Annotated in this window: 12 protein-coding genes; 5 read left to right on the top strand and 7 right to left on the bottom strand. The window is 73.6% G+C overall.

Features of this window, described 5'->3' with window-relative positions:
• Positions 1 to 51: 51 nt before the first annotated feature.
• Genes ACFOX0_RS13880 through ACFOX0_RS13860 form a run of 5 tightly spaced genes read right to left on the bottom strand, consistent with a single transcriptional unit; the run spans position 52 to position 5,395 of the window.
• Positions 52 to 1,311, bottom strand: coding sequence for a Coenzyme F420 hydrogenase/dehydrogenase, beta subunit C-terminal domain (locus tag ACFOX0_RS13880; protein WP_377545500.1), 1,260 nt, complete (start codon positions 1,309 to 1,311; stop codon positions 52 to 54).
• A 41-nt stretch (positions 1,312 to 1,352) separates the two neighbouring features.
• Complete coding sequence (locus ACFOX0_RS13875) at positions 1,353 to 2,651, bottom strand: polysaccharide pyruvyl transferase family protein (protein WP_377545498.1); 1,299 nt, start codon at positions 2,649 to 2,651, stop codon at positions 1,353 to 1,355.
• A gap of 17 nt (positions 2,652 to 2,668) precedes the next feature.
• The gene (locus tag ACFOX0_RS13870; RefSeq protein WP_377545496.1) at positions 2,669 to 3,304 is read right to left on the bottom strand and encodes a PIG-L deacetylase family protein; all 636 of its coding nucleotides are present in this window, start codon (positions 3,302 to 3,304) and stop codon (positions 2,669 to 2,671) included.
• On the bottom strand, positions 3,301 to 4,164 hold the full coding sequence (locus tag ACFOX0_RS13865; RefSeq protein WP_377545494.1) for a glucose-1-phosphate cytidylyltransferase: 864 nt from the start codon (positions 4,162 to 4,164) through the stop codon (positions 3,301 to 3,303). Before ACFOX0_RS13865 ends, ACFOX0_RS13870 begins: the two co-directional genes overlap by 4 nt.
• 1 nt (position 4,165) lies before the next feature.
• The gene (locus ACFOX0_RS13860) at positions 4,166 to 5,395 is read right to left on the bottom strand and encodes a methyltransferase domain-containing protein (RefSeq protein WP_377545493.1); all 1,230 of its coding nucleotides are present in this window, start codon (positions 5,393 to 5,395) and stop codon (positions 4,166 to 4,168) included.
• A gap of 191 nt (positions 5,396 to 5,586) precedes the next feature.
• Between ACFOX0_RS13860 and ACFOX0_RS13855 the strand changes: the two genes are divergently transcribed.
• The 5 genes from ACFOX0_RS13855 to ACFOX0_RS13835 all read left to right on the top strand — a co-directional run bounded on the left by ACFOX0_RS13855 (position 5,587) and on the right by ACFOX0_RS13835 (position 11,317).
• Positions 5,587 to 6,744, top strand: coding sequence for an NAD-dependent epimerase/dehydratase family protein (locus ACFOX0_RS13855; protein WP_377545491.1), 1,158 nt, complete (start codon positions 5,587 to 5,589; stop codon positions 6,742 to 6,744).
• A complete protein-coding gene (locus ACFOX0_RS13850) occupies positions 6,741 to 8,006 on the top strand; it encodes a class I SAM-dependent methyltransferase (protein WP_377545489.1) in 1,266 nt (421 codons plus the stop codon). Before ACFOX0_RS13855 ends, ACFOX0_RS13850 begins: the two co-directional genes overlap by 4 nt.
• Complete coding sequence (locus ACFOX0_RS13845) at positions 8,003 to 8,962, top strand: glycosyltransferase family 2 protein (protein ID WP_377545487.1); 960 nt, start codon at positions 8,003 to 8,005, stop codon at positions 8,960 to 8,962. Before ACFOX0_RS13850 ends, ACFOX0_RS13845 begins: the two co-directional genes overlap by 4 nt.
• Entirely contained in the window at positions 8,959 to 10,572 is a 1,614-nt protein-coding gene (locus ACFOX0_RS13840) for a lipopolysaccharide biosynthesis protein (RefSeq protein WP_377545485.1), read from the top strand. Before ACFOX0_RS13845 ends, ACFOX0_RS13840 begins: the two co-directional genes overlap by 4 nt.
• A gap of 244 nt (positions 10,573 to 10,816) precedes the next feature.
• Positions 10,817 to 11,317 (top strand): hypothetical protein, encoded by a 501-nt coding sequence (locus tag ACFOX0_RS13835; RefSeq protein WP_377545483.1) that lies wholly within the window; start codon positions 10,817 to 10,819, stop codon positions 11,315 to 11,317.
• Between the two features lie 82 nt (positions 11,318 to 11,399).
• Here the strand turns inward: ACFOX0_RS13835 and ACFOX0_RS13830 are convergent, their stop codons facing one another.
• Positions 11,400 to 13,127 (bottom strand): glycoside hydrolase family 27 protein, encoded by a 1,728-nt coding sequence (locus ACFOX0_RS13830; RefSeq protein WP_377545481.1) that lies wholly within the window; start codon positions 13,125 to 13,127, stop codon positions 11,400 to 11,402.
• A gap of 238 nt (positions 13,128 to 13,365) precedes the next feature.
• Positions 13,366 to 14,382 carry an NAD-dependent epimerase/dehydratase family protein gene (locus ACFOX0_RS13825; protein WP_377545479.1) on the bottom strand — a complete coding sequence of 339 codons (1,017 nt, stop codon included), beginning with the start codon at positions 14,380 to 14,382 and terminating at the stop codon, positions 13,366 to 13,368.
• Positions 14,383 to 14,851 lie beyond the last annotated feature (469 nt).

Raw genomic sequence — 14,851 nt, 5'->3', positions numbered from 1 at the left:
CGGCCGGCGCGCGGCCGGCCGGCATTCGGCGAACAGGCCGCCGGCCGACGGTCAGCCGACCGGTCGCCGCTGTTCGCCGTACGGGATCAGCTCGGCCGGCTCGCGCAACCGCTTGCGGCGGATCCGGCGTACCGTGCCCACCGTCGAGCGCAGCCGCTCCCGTACGGTCAGGTGCCGCCACCACATCCGGGCCGTCGGCAGGTGCCGCAGCCGGGGCGTCATCAGGCCGGCCGCCCGCAGGGTGACCAGCCGGCCGGCCACCGCACCGCGGGCCCGCAGCAGGTTCGGCTGGGATGCCGGCAGGATGGTGGGCGCCGCCTCGTCCAACGCCAGCACACCGGCCGCGATCGCCGCCTCGACCAGCCGAACCCCGCGCTCGGTCCGGGCCAGCACCAGCGACCGGCCCGGATCGTCGCCGGTCGGCCGGTACCACGGGTCACCGACCGCGACGTCGGCGAACTCGCCGGTGTGGTCGGCGCACAGGTAGCACCGCCACTGCCGGTGCTGCTGCAGGATCTCGCCCCAGGACTCCTGGTAGCTGAGCGTCCGCTCGTGCCCCGGCTGGTCCTCGACCAACCGGGCCCGGGCCCGGCCGGGCCAGCCGTTGCCCCGGTAGTGCACCGACTCCAGACCCGTCGGGTCGGAGATGCCGAGCCGGCGCAGCATCTCCAGGGTGCCCCGGGTGGTCGGGGTGCCCGCGCAGAACAGGGCGATGGTCAGGCCGAGCCGGGCGTCCAGCGCCGGGCGTACCCGGCGGGCCATCCGGGTCGCCGCCACGTCGCACGGCTTGCCGATGAACACGCACGGCCCGTCGGCCGACTCGACCAGGTCCAACCGGTCCGCCGGACTGGCCGGGGCGTACCGGGAGCCGGCCGCGGCCAGCAACTCGGCCGGGTCGCGGGACAGCCGGGTCTCGTTCAGGTACGGCACGTCCGCCCGGGCGCCGACGTGCAGCACCCCGGCCATGCCCTGCCCGGTGAGGCAGTACCCGGCCAGCGCGGTGGCCACCCCGCCGCTGGAGCCGGCGTACCGGATCGCGGGGTCGGTGGCGTACCCCTCCCAGACCCGGCGGACCGGCCCCCAGGCCGGCCGCAGCGCGGCGATCTCGCCCGGCTCGGCGCGCCGCGAGTCGTGCGCCAGGCGTACCCCCGGACAGCAGTCGACGGCGGCCGTCGCGCCGGGTCCGGCCGGCGCAGACGGCAGCACCGGCAGCGGACGCCGGCCGTGGTCGAGTACGTCCACCATCCGGACCTCGTCCGGGGCGAGGTACGCGCAGACCCCGCAGCCGGTGCAGAGCCGGTTCGCGGCCACCTCGTGCACGGTCCGCGGCCGGCGGCGCGACGCGGCCGGCATCAGCGGGCCCGCGCGGTCGCGCGACCGGCGTGCTCGGCGCGGGCCAGCGCGACGATCTCGTCCATCTGGCTCGCCGCGCGGGCCACCGCGAGCGGCGTGTTGACGGCCAACTCGGCCGCCGCCACCTGCCGCTCGGTCCAGGCCGACCAGAGCTGGGCGAGCAGGTCCTCCTCGCTCGACCGCCGGGCGTCGGCGACCCGCCGTTCCTGGCCGACGCTGGCGAAGACCCCGCGCGCCTTGAGGCTGTAGGCCACGTTGGCCGCCGGCACCGCCGAGGAGAGCGCGGCGATGGTGGCGTGCATCCGCATCCCGCAGAACCACGAGGTACGGGCGATCACCCACTTCGACTGCTGCGGGTCCAGCCCGGTCGGCACCAGCAGCACCCGGTCGCCGTGCCGGGCCGCGAGCACCCGGTGCAGCCACTCGGAGACCGCGGTGTCGTCGTCCGGGCCACCGCCCGGCACCCGGACGTGCGGCACGATGATCACGCGGGTGTCCGGCTCGGCCAGCAGCCGCTCGCCCAACCGGCGGGCCAGCGCGCGGGTGTCGGCGGTGAGCCCGAACCGGGCCGCGCCCTGCGGCCGGGCCAGCAGCCCGCTGACGTTGATCCCGGCCACCGGTCCGGGCGCCGCGGCGAACCACGCGTCGAGCCGGTCGCGCACCGGGGCGTCCGGCTCGCGCGGCTCCAGCGCGAAGGCCACGTCGACGCCCTCCCGGTGCCGGCTCGGATCCAGGTCCGCTCCGAGCAGGTCGGCCAGGGCGAGGAAGCTGTCCGGGTCCCGGGCCCAGGCCATGGTCGCCGACCGGGTCAGCGCCGCGGCCGTGGCCCGGACCCGGTCGGCGCGGTACGGGCCGTACGTCTGCGGGAGCAGCACCAGCGGCCGGTGGCGCAGCACGGCGAGCCGCTTCGGCCAGGTCACCGCGTTGAACCGGCGGGTGCCGTACAGGTCGGTGAAGCTGTCCCCGCCGCTCGCGTCGAGCACCAGGTCGGCGGCGTCGATGGCGGCCAGCCCGGCGTTGCGCAGGCCGCCCAGCGCGGCGCTGACCCGCATGTTCAGGTAGGACTCCGGCCGGTGGTAGCGGCGCGAGGCGCGGGCCCCGGCCAGCGAGATCTGCATCGGGATCCCGGCCACGAAGGCACGGCCCGAGCGCATCCCCCAGCCCTCGTCGAAGGCGGTCACCCGGGCGGCCGGCTCCCGGCTCAGCACCCCGCTCAGCGTGGCGGCCCGCAGCGCGCCCACCCCGAGATTGTGCCGCCATCCCGTCACCCCGAACAGGGCGATCGTCAGTCCACTCATGCCCAGCCTCGTCTCGGTCACATCTCGACTAACGCCTTGTCGCACCGATACGCCTCGGCGTACCGGGTGCGGCATTCCATCCCGCGTAACCGGGCCAGCCCGAGGAAGATCTCGTCGTCCCACCAGGACCGGTCCTTCTGCGACGGGAAGTAGTTGTTGAGCAGGTCCACCTTGCGCCGCGCCCGGTCCGCCGACAGGCCCAGGTAGACGTTGCGCCGGCCCAGGTCGCCGTCCCACTTGGGGATCTCGTAGTGCAGCACGGTGGTGTCCCGGAACGCGGTCGGCGCCAGCTCGCCGAGCAGCCGGTGGTCCTGGTGCGCGTCGTCCGGGCCCGGCGCGAGCACCAGGTCCGCCCCGCCGGTCGCGGCGGCGTCGACGATCCGCTTCGCCCCGGCCCAGTGCGCCGGCAGTCGACCGTCGGGCAGGTCGTGCAGCGCGAAGTCGATCCGGGCGGTGGGCAGGAAGGCGGTGGCCGCGGCCCGCGCCTCGGCCCGCCGGTCCGGCGTACCGGTCAGCAGCACGTAGCGCACCCGCAGCCCGGCGATGCCGGCCAGGGCCAGCAGCAGACCGCCGGCGCCGATCTCGATGTCGTCCGGGTGGGCGCCGAGCAGCACCACCGAGCGCACGCCGGACAACCGGAACGGCGGCCTCACCGGGCCAGCGCCGGCGCGCCGGGCCGCGCCACCGGGCCGCCAGCTTCGGCCGTTTCCCGGTCGGCCGCGGCGGCCGTTCCGCGGTTGGCGTCCCACAGCATCCACGGGCAGCGCGCCGACCGGTACAGCTCCTCCAGCTCCGCCCGGTCCTTGAAGGTGTCCGCGGCCCGCCAGAACCCGGTGTACGGCTGCGCCATCAACCGCCGCCCGGCCAGCAACCGGTCGAAGGCGTGCGGCACCAGGTCCTCCCCGGCCCGCAGCTCGGCGAAGATCTCCGGCCGGAGGATGAAGTAGCCGCCGTTCTCCCACTGCATCAGGTCGGCCAGCGGACGGATCCGGTCGACCCGGTCGTCCGGCCCCACGTCCAGCACGTGGTGCGTGGAGCGGACCGGCACGGCGAGCAGGCTCGCGGTCGCGTCGCCGACCGCGAACCGGTCCAACAGCTCCGGCAGCGGGGCGTCGGTGAGCGTGTCCGCGTAGTTGGCCAGGAACATCGGTTCGTCCGCGACGTACGGCCGGACCCGGGCCAGCCGCTCGCCGATGGTGGCGGTCAGCCCGGTGTCGATGAAGGTGATGCTCCAGTCGGTGATGTCGGAGGAGAACAGCCGGACGTCCCGGCCGCCGCCGGTCAGGTTGAAGTCGTTGGAGCGGGTCTCGTCGTAGCGCAGGAAGTAGTCCTTCACCGCCGCCGCGCCGTAGCCCAGGCAGAGCACGAACTCGGTGTGCCCGAAGTGCGCGTAGTAGCGCATCACGTGCCACAGCAGCGGCCGGTCACCGATCATCGCCATCGGCTTGGGCGCCGAGGCGGCGTCCTCGCGCATCCGCATGCCGAGCCCGCCGCAGAACAGCACGACCTTCACCTCAGACCACCTCCAGGCTCGGGATCGGGAAGACCAGCCGGCCGCCCCAGTCGCGGACGTGGGCGAGCTGGGCGGTGATCTCGGTCCGCAGGTTCCACGGCAGCACCAGGACGTAGTCGGGCCGGTCCCGGGCGATCCGGTCCGGTTCGTGGATCGGGATGTGCGTGCCGGGCAGGAACCGGCCCTGCTTGTGCGGGCTGCGGTCGACCGTGTACTCGACCAGGTCGGACCGGATGCCGCAGTGGTTGAGCAGGGTGTTGCCCTTGCCCGGGGCGCCGTAGCCGACCACCCGCCGCCCCTGGGCGCGGGCGGTGAGCAGGAAGTCGACCAGTTCCCGCTTGATGGCGAAGACCGCGTCGGCGAAGCCGCGGTGACCGTCCAGGGTGTGCAGGCCCGCCTCGGCCTCGGCGTCCAGCACGCTCTTGACGTTGACCGAGGGTTCCCCGGCGTGTTCCGCCGGCCGGGCGTACACCCGCAGCGAACCGCCGTGCGACGAGATCTCGTCCACGTCGACCACGGTCAGGTCGGCCGTGGCCAGCGCACGGCGCGCGGTGAGCAGCGAGAGGTACTGGTAGTGCTCCTGGTAGATGGTGTCGTACTGGCGGCGCTCGATCAGCCGGAGCAGGTGCGGGAACTCGCAGGTGACCAGGCCGGTCGGCCGGACCAGGGCGGCCAGCCCGGCGGTGAAACCGAGCAGGTCGGGCACGTGGGCGTAGACGTTGTTGGCCACCACCAGGTCGGCCCGGCCGTACCGGTCGGCCAGTTCGACCCCCGAGCCGGCGGACAGGAACCGCACCTCGGTGCGGATCCCCCGGGCCCGCGCGGCGACCGCCACATTGCCCGCCGGTTCGACCCCGAGCACCGGGATCCCCCGGGCGACGAAGTGCTGCAGCAGGTAGCCGTCGTTGCTGGCGACCTCGGTGACCAGGCTGTCCGGGCCGAGGCCGAGCGCGTCGACCATCGCCTCGGCGTACCGGCGGGCGTGCGCCACCCACGAGTCGGAGTACGAGGAGAAGTAGGCGTAGTCGGAGAAGATCTCCTCCCCGGACACGTGGGCGGGCAGCTGGACCAGCAGGCAGTCCGGGCAGATCCGTACGTGCAGCGGGTAGAAGGTCTCGGCGGCGTCCAGCCGCTCGGCCGGCAGGTAGCTCTCGCAGAGCGGCGACATACCGAGATCGACGAACGTCTCGGTCAGCGCCGCCCCACACAGCCGGCATTCGACAATGCTCATACCCATTCACCTTTTAGGAGAAAGATTCGCGAACCCCGGCGTCGGACCGGCCGCGCCCGACGGGCAAAGCTAGCGGTCTGACCTGGGAAAATGGATCACTTGAGTAAGAATCCCGACAATTGTCGGAGCCATTTCCGGGGCCCTCCATAAACTCGCCTGCACCAACCCAGAAGACCTCCGGGAGTTTTGCCATGCGCGTACTCGTGACCGGCCATCACGGTTATCTCGGAACGGTACTGGTGCCGCTGCTGCGGACCGCCGGGCACGAGGTGACCGGGTTGGACACCGACCTGTACGCCGACTGTCTGCTCGGCCCGCCGCCGCCGGAGGTGCCCGCCTGGCGGCTGGACCTGCGGGACGTCCGCGCCGAACACTGCCACGGCTTCGACGCGGTCTGCCACCTCGCGGCGCTCTGCAACGATCCGCTGGGCGACCTCGACCCGGACCTGACCTACGAGGTGAACTACCGGGCCACGCTGCGGCTGGCCGAGGCGGCCAGACAGGCCGGGGTGACCCGGTTCCTGTTCTCCTCCTCGTGCAGCCTGTACGGCGCCGCGCCGGGCGGCCGGCCGCTGGACGAGACGGCCGGCTTCGCCCCGCTCACCCCGTACGGCGAGTCGAAGATCCTGGCCGAGCGGGGCCTGGCCGCGCTGGCTGACGACGACTTCTCCCCCACCTTCCTGCGCAACGCCACCGCGTACGGGTTCTCCCCCCGGCTGCGCGGCGACCTGGTGGTCAACGACCTGGTCGCGCACGCCCTGCTCACCGGCGAGGTGCCGCTGCGCTCCGACGGCACGGCGTGCCGCCCGCTGGTGCACGCGCAGGACATCGCCGCCGCCTTCCTGGCCCTGCTCACGGCGCCCCGGGAACGGGTGCACGGCCGGGCGTACAACGTGGGTGTCAGCACCGAGAACTACCGGATCCGGGAGGTGGCCGAGATGGTCGCGGAGGTCGTCGGCGGGGTCCGGGTCACCGTCGCCGGCGGCGCCGGCCCGGACGCCCGCGACTACCGGGTGGACTGCGACCGGATCGTCGCCGAGGTGCCCGCGTTCCGGCCCCGGTGGACGGTCCGGCGGGGGATCGAGGAACTGGTCGAGGCGTACCGGCGGCACGGGCTGACCATCGAGGCGTTCCGCGGCGAACGGCACCAGCGGCTGCGCCGGATCCAGGCGCTGCGGGCCGCCGGCCGGCTCGACCCGACGCTGCGCTGGACCGACGTCGGCGCCGCGGCCGGCGCACCGACCGCGCCGACCGCTCGGACGGGTGGGTCGCCGGCCGCCCGCACGCCCGGTTCGCCGCCGGCCGCGCCGGACCCCCGGCTGCTCGACCGGCGCCGGGCCCACCGGTGAGCGCCGGGCCGTCCCGCCGCTGCCCCGCCTGCGGTACGTCCGACCTGGTGGAGTTCGCCGACCTGGGTGACGTGCCGGTGTGCTGCGGGGTGCACTACGCCACCCGGGAGGAGGCGCTCGCCTCGCCGCTGGGTCGGATCGTCCTGGGCCACTGCCCGGAGTGCGGCTACGCCCGCAACCTCGCCTTCGATCCGGCCGCGCTGGTCTACGACACCACGATGGACACCAACCTGCACCACTCCCCCGCGTTCCAGGCGTTCTCGGCGGAGCTGGTCAAGCGGCTGGCCGACCGCTACCCGTTGCGCGGGGCCACCGTGCTGGACGTCGGCTGCGGGCAGGGCGAGTTCCTCCGCGAGCTGTGCCGGGTGGCCGGCGCCCGGGGACACGGCTACGACGCGATGTACGCCGGGCCGACCGGACCGGACCGATCCGGCGCGGTGTTCCACGCCCGGCCGGCCCCGCTGGACGCGGACACCCCGAGGTTCGACGTGGTCACCTCGCGGCACTGGTTCGAGCACCTCGACGACCCGTACGGCTTCCTGGTCCGGCTGCGGGAGCTGGCCTCGGGCCGGCCGGTGTACGGCTACCTGGAGGTGCCGGACGCCGACTACGACCTGGCCACCGCCGGCTGGGAGGTGATCTACCCGCACGTCTCCTACTTCGCCGGCCTCCCGCTGCGCCGGATCGTCGAGCGGGCCGGCTGGCGGCTCACCGCGACCGGCCGGCTCTTCGGTGGCATGTTCCGGTACGCCGAGATCGCGGTGAACGCGGCGCCGGGCGCCCCGCTCACCGGCGCGCTCGCCGGCCCGGCAACCGCGCCGGCGGCGGGTGACGCGGTCGGTCCCGGGCCGGTCGGTGCGGGATGGTTCACGGCGGACCGGCCCGGACCGGCCGACCGGGACCGGTTGCTCGCCGCGATCGCCGGCTTCGCCGGGCGGCACGCGGCCGAGCGGCGCCGCTGGCGGGAGACGATCGACCGGCTGCGCGCCGACGGGCGCCGGCCGGTGCTGTGGGGCGCCGGCTCGCGCGGGGTGCAGTTCCTGCACCTGGCCGACCCGGAGCACCGGCTCGCCGCGGTGGTGGACGTGAACCCGCGCAAGTGGGACCGCTACCTGCCGGCCACCGGGCACCGGGTGACCGCGCCGGACAGCCTCACCGGCCTCGGCACCAGCGCCGTGGTGATCACCAACCCGGCGTACCGGTCGGAGATCGCCGCCGCCCTGCGCCGCCGCGGCATCGACGCGGAACTGCTTGTCGCATGACCGTCGACCACGGCGGGTTAACCTACGGCGACCGGACCGGCGGGCCGCTGCCCCGGGTCAGCCTCGGGCTGCCGGTGCGCAACGGCGAGCGTTACCTGTCCGAGTGCCTGGACGCGCTGCTGGCCCAGCAGTACGCCGACTTCGAACTCATCGTCAGCGACAACGCCTCGACCGACCGGACCTGGGAGATCTGCCGGCGGTACGCGGCGGTCGACCGACGGATCCGGCTGTACCGCAACGAGATCGACCGGGGTGGGCACGCCAACTTCGCCCGGGTGGTCGAGCTGGCCCGGGGCGAGTTGTTCAAGTGGGTGGCGTACGACGACGTGTGCCTGCCCGGGTACGTCGGCAGTTGCGTGGCGGAGTTGGACGCGGCCGGTCCGGAGACGGTGCTGGCCTATCCGCGTACCGTCCTGATCGACGAGGCGGGCCGGGTCATCGGCCCGTACGCCGATCGGCTGGACCTGCGCGACCCGCGCCCCTGGCGGCGGGTGGCCGGGGTGGCCCGGCACGTCAGTCTCTGCCACGCCCACTTCGGCGTGTTCCGGGTGGTGGCGCTGCGGCGTACCGGCCTGATCCGGCCGTACGTCGCGTCCGACTACACCCTGTTGGCCGAGGTGGCCCGGCTGGGGCGGATCCACGAGGTGGACCGGCCGCTGTTCCACCGCCGGGTGCACGGCGGCTCGACGTTGCAGGCCCCGGGGGCCACCGCCGCCACCGCGACCGCCTGGTTCGGACCGGCGGCCGGCCGACCGACCGGCCGGGGCCGGATGGTCCGGGAGACGGTGGCCGTCCTCGCCGGTGGGGACCTGCCGCCGGCCACCCGACTGAGCTGTGCCGTCACCTTCCCCACCGTCTGGTACCTGCGCCGGGCGCGGGTGCTGCTCGGCCGCTGGCGCCGCCGCCTGATCCGCCGATCCTGGTCCACCCCCCGAGCGAGGAGCAACGCCCCGTGAGCGCCCCCACCGGCACCCCGACCACGCCCGACCCGGCCCGACCCGGACCCGGACCCGGCCGGGCCGGCACCGCGACCGCTCCGGACCCGGTCACCGCCACCACCGGTACGGGCCCGGGCACCGCAGTCCCGCGCCGAGCGGGCCGGGTGTCGGCGGCGCTCGGCTGGTCGTACGTGCTGATCGGCGGCCAGGTCGGCGCGTCGCTGGTCGTCACGTTCGTGCTGGCCCGGCTGCTCGGCCCGACCGCGTACGGGTTGCTGGCGATGGCGATGGTGTTCATCACGGTGGCCCAGGTGCTGATCCAGCAGGGCCTGGTCTCGGCGATCGTGCAGCGGGACCGGCTCACCGACGAGCATCTCGACGCGGCGTTCGGTGTGCTGGTCATCGCCGGGGTGGGCGTGGGGCTGCTCGCCGCCGCGGCCAGTCCCCTGTGGGCGCTGGTCAACCGGCAACCGGCGCTGACCCCGGTCTGTCTGGCGTTGACCCCGATGGTGGTGTTGCAGGGGCTGGCCATCGTGCCCGAGGCGGTGTTGCGCCGGGAGCTGAGATTCCGGGCGGTGGCCGTCCGTACCCTGGTCGCGGCCGTGCTCAGCGGCGCCGCCGGGGTGGTCCTCGCGCTGGCCGGCGCGGGCGTCTGGGCCCTGGTGGTCCAGCAGTTGGTCACCGCGGTGACCAGCCTGGTGGTGCTCTGGGTGGCCTGCCCGTGGCGGCCGAGCCGGCGTCCCCGGCTCGGCGCCATCCGGGAACTCTGGGCCTACTCGGCGCACTCGGCCAACGCCGGCCTGGCCATGCTGCTCAGCGCCAAGGCCGAGCTGATCTTCACGGGCCTCTTCTTCGGACCGGTGGCCACCGGCATCTACCGGCTGGCCGCCCGGTTGCCGGACATGCTGGTCGACGTCACCGTCCGCTCCATCCAGCAGGTGTCGCTGCCGTCGCTGTCCCGGCTGCAGTCCGACCGGGCCGCCTTCGCCGCCCACCTGATCGAGTTGCAGCACCTCGGCACGGCGGTCGGTCTGCCGGTGCTGGGCGTGCTGGCGGCGACCGCGGGGCCGCTGGTCGACCTGCTCGGTCCGCAGTGGGCCGGCTCCGAACTGCCGATGCGGCTGCTCTGCCTGTACGGCGCGGCCAACGTCTACGGGCTGCTGCTCGGTCCCGCGTTGCAGGCGATCGGCCGGCCGGCCAAGCTCGCCGCGATCGCCTGGACCCGGGGCGTGCTCGGGGTGCTCACGCTCGCCGCCGTCGGCACCGCGATGACCGGCAGCCGGCCGGTGACCGCGGCGGCGACCGTGGCGCTGGCCGGGGTGGGGCTGCAGGTCTTCGTCAACGCGCTGTCCGTCTGGGTGACCGTGCACCGGGTGGTCGGCGCATCGGTGTCGGCCTTCCTGGCGCCGACCGTGCCGGCGGCGCTGGCGGCGGTCGCCGCCGCCCTGGTGCCGCTGCCGCTGGGCCGGCTCGGCCTGACCGGCCACGGTCCGTGGACCGGTTTCCTGGTGCTGGGCACCGTCGCGGCCGTCGCCGCCGGCACCGTGCTGTGGACCACCGACCGCCGGCTACGCCGGCTCGTCCTGACCCGGGTACGCCGCCTGCACGCCTCCCCGCCCGGTAGCTGACCGAGATCGTGGCGCGGACCGGCCCCCTCGCGTCAATGAACCTTTTTCAACCTCCCCTTGCGCTCCGGCGTCGGCCGAGGTCGAAGACGCGGCTTGCGCACCGCGCGGTTCAGGTTGAAAAAGGTTCAATGTCCTGGTCGTTCGCTGTGGACGGTCGCGGGAGGGCAAGCGGGGGGCGGGAATGTCGGTGCCGGATGCGAGGATCCCGCTCCGGACTCAACGGAGATCACAACGGAGCGGTGGGATGGGCGTCGACATCTTCTGGCGGAGGATTCCGGAGCAGGCGGTCCGCGGGCTGCCGCCCAAGGAGCTCAGTGACCTGGTGCCGTACTGGTTCGACGAGGACTTCGCGACCCTGCGCGAGGCCGGCCTGCTGGTGGCCGGCGAGGACACCTGCGGGCTGGTCGGCGCCCTGTTCCTGCACGGCACGGCGGGCGGCCCGCACGCCGGTCTGGCCAAGTGGCTGGCCGCCGGGCCGCCGCAGTGGGACGACGACCACGCCGTCGGCGCGCTCAGCGCGGACTTCGTCCGCCGGGCCGCGGACTTCCTGGCCGAGGCACCGATCGACGACTGGGTGGTCGAGCACCGCGAGGCGCTGGCCGCCGCGGCCCGCTCGATGGGCTACCGCCGCCCGTTCGACGACGAGTGGTGCGACCAGGTCCGCCGGGACGCACACGAGCTGGCCGCGCTGTTCCTCGCCGCCGCCGAGCGCGGCGAGGCGGTCATCGAGAAGATCGCCGCCTGAGGCTCGGCCGCCTTCGGTGTCGCGGACCGCCCACGCGGGGCCGGGTCGGTCGGCTCGGCCCCGCGTGGATTGATGGCATCCGTCAGCTCCGGGTCCACTTCTGGTTGCTCTGGCCGTTGCAGGTCCAGATCACGACCAGGGTGCCGTTGGCGGTGGCCGCGCCGTTGACGTCCAGGCAGAGGCCCGACTGTACGCCGGTGATCGTGCCGTCGGCGTTGATCCGCCACTGCTGGTTGGTCTGCCCGTTGCAGTCCCAGATGATCACCTTCGTGCCGGCGCTGGTCTGGTTGTTGTAGGCGTCCAGGCACTTGCCGAGCACCTGCAGCTGGCCGCCGGTGGTGTAGGTCCACCGCTGGTTGTTGCCGCCGGTGCAGTCCCAGATCCGCATCTGCGTCCCGTTGCTGGTGCTGCTGTTCGGGTCGTCCAGGCACCGGTTGGAGCCGACCCCGCGCAGCACGGTGGTGGAGTCACCGCCACCCGGGTCGCCGGTGGTGCCGCCGGAGACCCGGTACATGACCACGCCGTGCCCGGGCACGCTGGCGCTGATCGTGCCGCTGGTGGTGCTGGTGGACCCGCTCCACAGGTCCTTCAGGCCGTAGCTGGTGGCACCGGACTTGCCGATCGCGGCCGCGGTGGTGCTGATGGTCGCCGTCGAACCGGTCTCGTTGAACAGCACCACCGACACGTCCCCGTTGGACAGCGGCTTGGCCAGTACGTCCAGCCCGCCCGAGGAACTGACCATCCGGCCCTGCTTGCCCAGGGAGTCCTGGTCGACCGCGATCACGTCCCGGTTGCCCAGGATGGACAGCGTGGTCGCGCTCGCGGTGACCAGGTTGTTGCCGGCCAGCAGCGGGGCCGCCATCTCGGCCCACAGGCTGAAGTGGGCCCGGTCCTCGGTGGCCGACATGCCGTTGCCGACCTCGAGCATGTCCGGGTCGTTCCACGCGCCCGGCCCGGCGTAGGCGGCCAGCCCCACGTTCTGCCGGAAGATGTTCAGCACGCTGTTGAAGTTGGCCTGGATGTCGCCGGTGGTCCGCCACAGGTTGCCGACGTTCGGCGCCCAGGTCCACGGGGCGTTCACGCCCCACTCGCAGATGCTGTAGACGATCGGCCGGCCGGTCGCGGCCAGCGCGTCGCGCATCGCCGAGTACCGGGCGATGTACTGCTCGGTGGTGCTGCTGCCGTTGTTGTAGCAGTTGTCGTACTTCAGGTAGTCGATGCCCCAGGAGGCGAACAGCCGGGCGTCCTGCGCCTCGTGCCCGAGGCTGCCCGGGTAACCGGCGCAGGTCTGGGTGCCGGCGTCCTCGTAGATGCCGATCTTCAGGCCCTTGGAGTGCACGTACGCCGCGGTGCCGGAGATCCCGGAGGGAAACTTGCCGTAGTCGGGCTGGAGGTTCCCGCTGGCGTCCCGACTGTGCTGCATCCAGCAGTCGTCGATGTTGACGTACTGGTAGCCGGCGGCGGCCAGGCCGGACGACACGATCTTGTCAGCGGTCTGCTTGACCAGCGACTCGGACACGTTGCAGCCGTAGGCGTTCCAGTCGTTCCAGCCCATCGGCGGGGTCAGCGCGAGCCCGTTGCCCAACGCCAGTTTGTTCTCCGACCGGTCACCGGCACCCGCCGCCTGGCCACCGGCGGTGGCCGGTGCGGCGGACCGGGCCGCCGTGGCGGGCGAAGCCTGGGCGGGCGCGGCACCGGGACCGCCGACCGCCCAGAGGGCGGCACCGATCACCAACAGTGCCGCCGAGCCGCCCGACGACCATCGGCGCCGGTGTCCCGCGCGACCCGTTTCTCTGTCTGTCGGCCCCATTCGGTCCTCCTTCGCCGGCCGGTCGCACCGGTCCGCCTCGGCTCACATGAAACATATAGTTGTCGATGTTAGCGATAACAAGGCGTCCGTCAACAGCGGATGGCCGGCGCAACCGGGACGACACGAGCAGAACGGGAACGGGCCCAGGCCAGGCGACGACCGGCCGCTGCCGGTCGTCGCCTGCGAACAAGCGGCCGAACGGGACTCCTGACCCGGCCGCCCGGGTCGAACCGGCTGGTCAGCGGGTGGCGAGCCAGGAGTCCTCGGCGGTGTAGTCGAAGGCGTCCGGGCCGTGCGCCCGGACGAACACCGGGAAGGCGGTCCGCCAGTCCCGCTGCCGGGCGGTCTCCACCACCCAGTCGACCACGGCCGGCAGCGCGGTCAGGTAGTTGGTCACCGGCCGGTAGCCGAGTTCCCGCCCGGCGGCGGTCATGTCCAACACGTACGGGCGGGGCACCGACCACGGCGTCGCGCCGATACCGTCCGGGCCGGTCCCGGGCAGCAGGATCTCCTCGGGCCGGTGGTCGAGCTGTTCGTTGATCGCCGTGGCGATCTCCCGCACGCTGACCGCCTCGGCGTCCACGGCGTTGAGCACCCGGTCGCCGGGCCGCTGCGCGGCCAGCCGGACCAGTTCCGCGAGATTCGCCGTACTGGTGGTGTGGAAGCGGCTCTCGCCGCGGTGGTTGAGCACCAGCGCGGGGCGCCGGTCCAGCGCCCGGCGGACGAAGTACCACTCCCGGGGGAAGGCGCTGTGCCGGCCGGCGATGGCACCCGGCCGCAGCACGGTCACCGGCAGCCCGCTGTCCAACAGGACGTTCTCCAGCGCCACCTTGCGGGTCGAGTAGGTCGAGTCGCCGGGCGGCACCGTCCGATGGGTCTCCGGGACCGGCACCGGCAACGCCGGGAAGTCGTCCGGTCCGGTCGACTCGTCCAGCGTGCGGCCGTGCTCGTCGGCGTACACGGAGAAGCTGGACAGGACGACGGCCGAGCCGACCCGGTCGGTCAGCCGGGCGAGCTGCCGGCCGTGCTCCTCGGTGTAGGCCACGCAGTCCACCAGGACGTCGTACCCGCCGGCCAGGGCCTCGGCGAGGGACACGTCGTCGTCCCGGTCGACCGGGGCGCCCCGGACCCCGTCCGGCCAGTCGCGCGGCCGGCGCCCGCCGGCGGTCACCCGCCAGCCGTGTTCCACCAGGTTCGCCACCACGGCGGTGCCCACCTGTCCCGCCGCGCCGAGTACGAAAGCGGATCCTGTCATGGCCGCGAACCTAGCCCCGGTACGCCGCCGGACCCGCATCCTTCTGCGGGCAGCAGAACCCGGGCGGAGGCCGCCACCGTGAATCGCGCCCGGGTCAGTGCCGACGGGCCGGATCAGTGCCGGCAAATCAAGATAAGAGGTCGCGCAGATAGGTGGGTTTGTTTGACGGGACCTGCCGGGGCACAACTCATGTCGGCCGTTTGGTCGTCCCGTGGTCTTCGACAGGTTGCCTGGACCGCCGCGGAACCAGCAGGTCGAGCGCGTCGGCCGGCGATCGTCTGGGCCACGGCGAGCTGTCACCCATGGGCGGCGTTGTGCCGAGGATCGCAACCGCTTGCCCGGTTAAGGACCTGCTGGCAGGCTCAGATCATGATCAGTACCGGCGCCTTGCTTGGTATCGCTCTCGTCGAGCTCACCATGGTCGCGATCCCGGGGCCAAACATGTTCTACCTCGTGTCGCGGACGCTGT

This window comes from Micromonospora zhanjiangensis, assembly GCF_042650605.1.
Classification (GTDB): Bacteria; Actinomycetota; Actinomycetes; order Mycobacteriales; family Micromonosporaceae; genus Micromonospora_J; species Micromonospora_J zhanjiangensis.
Note: the sequence above shows the minus strand (reverse complement) of the source record. Positions and strands in the feature narration are given on the sequence as shown.

What these genes read in the sequence shown, in the direction of transcription:
- ACFOX0_RS13875 (WP_377545498.1), bottom strand. Translation starts at nt 2,651, where the DNA reads ATGAGTGGACTGACGATCGCCCTGTTCGGGGTGACGGGATGGCGGCAC.
- ACFOX0_RS13860 (WP_377545493.1), bottom strand. Translation starts at nt 5,395, where the DNA reads ATGAGCATTGTCGAATGCCGGCTGTGTGGGGCGGCGCTGACCGAGACG.
- ACFOX0_RS13855 (WP_377545491.1), top strand. Translation starts at nt 5,587, where the DNA reads ATGCGCGTACTCGTGACCGGCCATCACGGTTATCTCGGAACGGTACTG.
- ACFOX0_RS13845 (WP_377545487.1), top strand. Translation starts at nt 8,003, where the DNA reads ATGACCGTCGACCACGGCGGGTTAACCTACGGCGACCGGACCGGCGGG.
- ACFOX0_RS13835 (WP_377545483.1), top strand. Translation starts at nt 10,817, where the DNA reads ATGGGCGTCGACATCTTCTGGCGGAGGATTCCGGAGCAGGCGGTCCGC.
- ACFOX0_RS13830 (WP_377545481.1), bottom strand. Translation starts at nt 13,127, where the DNA reads ATGGGGCCGACAGACAGAGAAACGGGTCGCGCGGGACACCGGCGCCGA.
- ACFOX0_RS13825 (WP_377545479.1), bottom strand. Translation starts at nt 14,382, where the DNA reads ATGACAGGATCCGCTTTCGTACTCGGCGCGGCGGGACAGGTGGGCACC.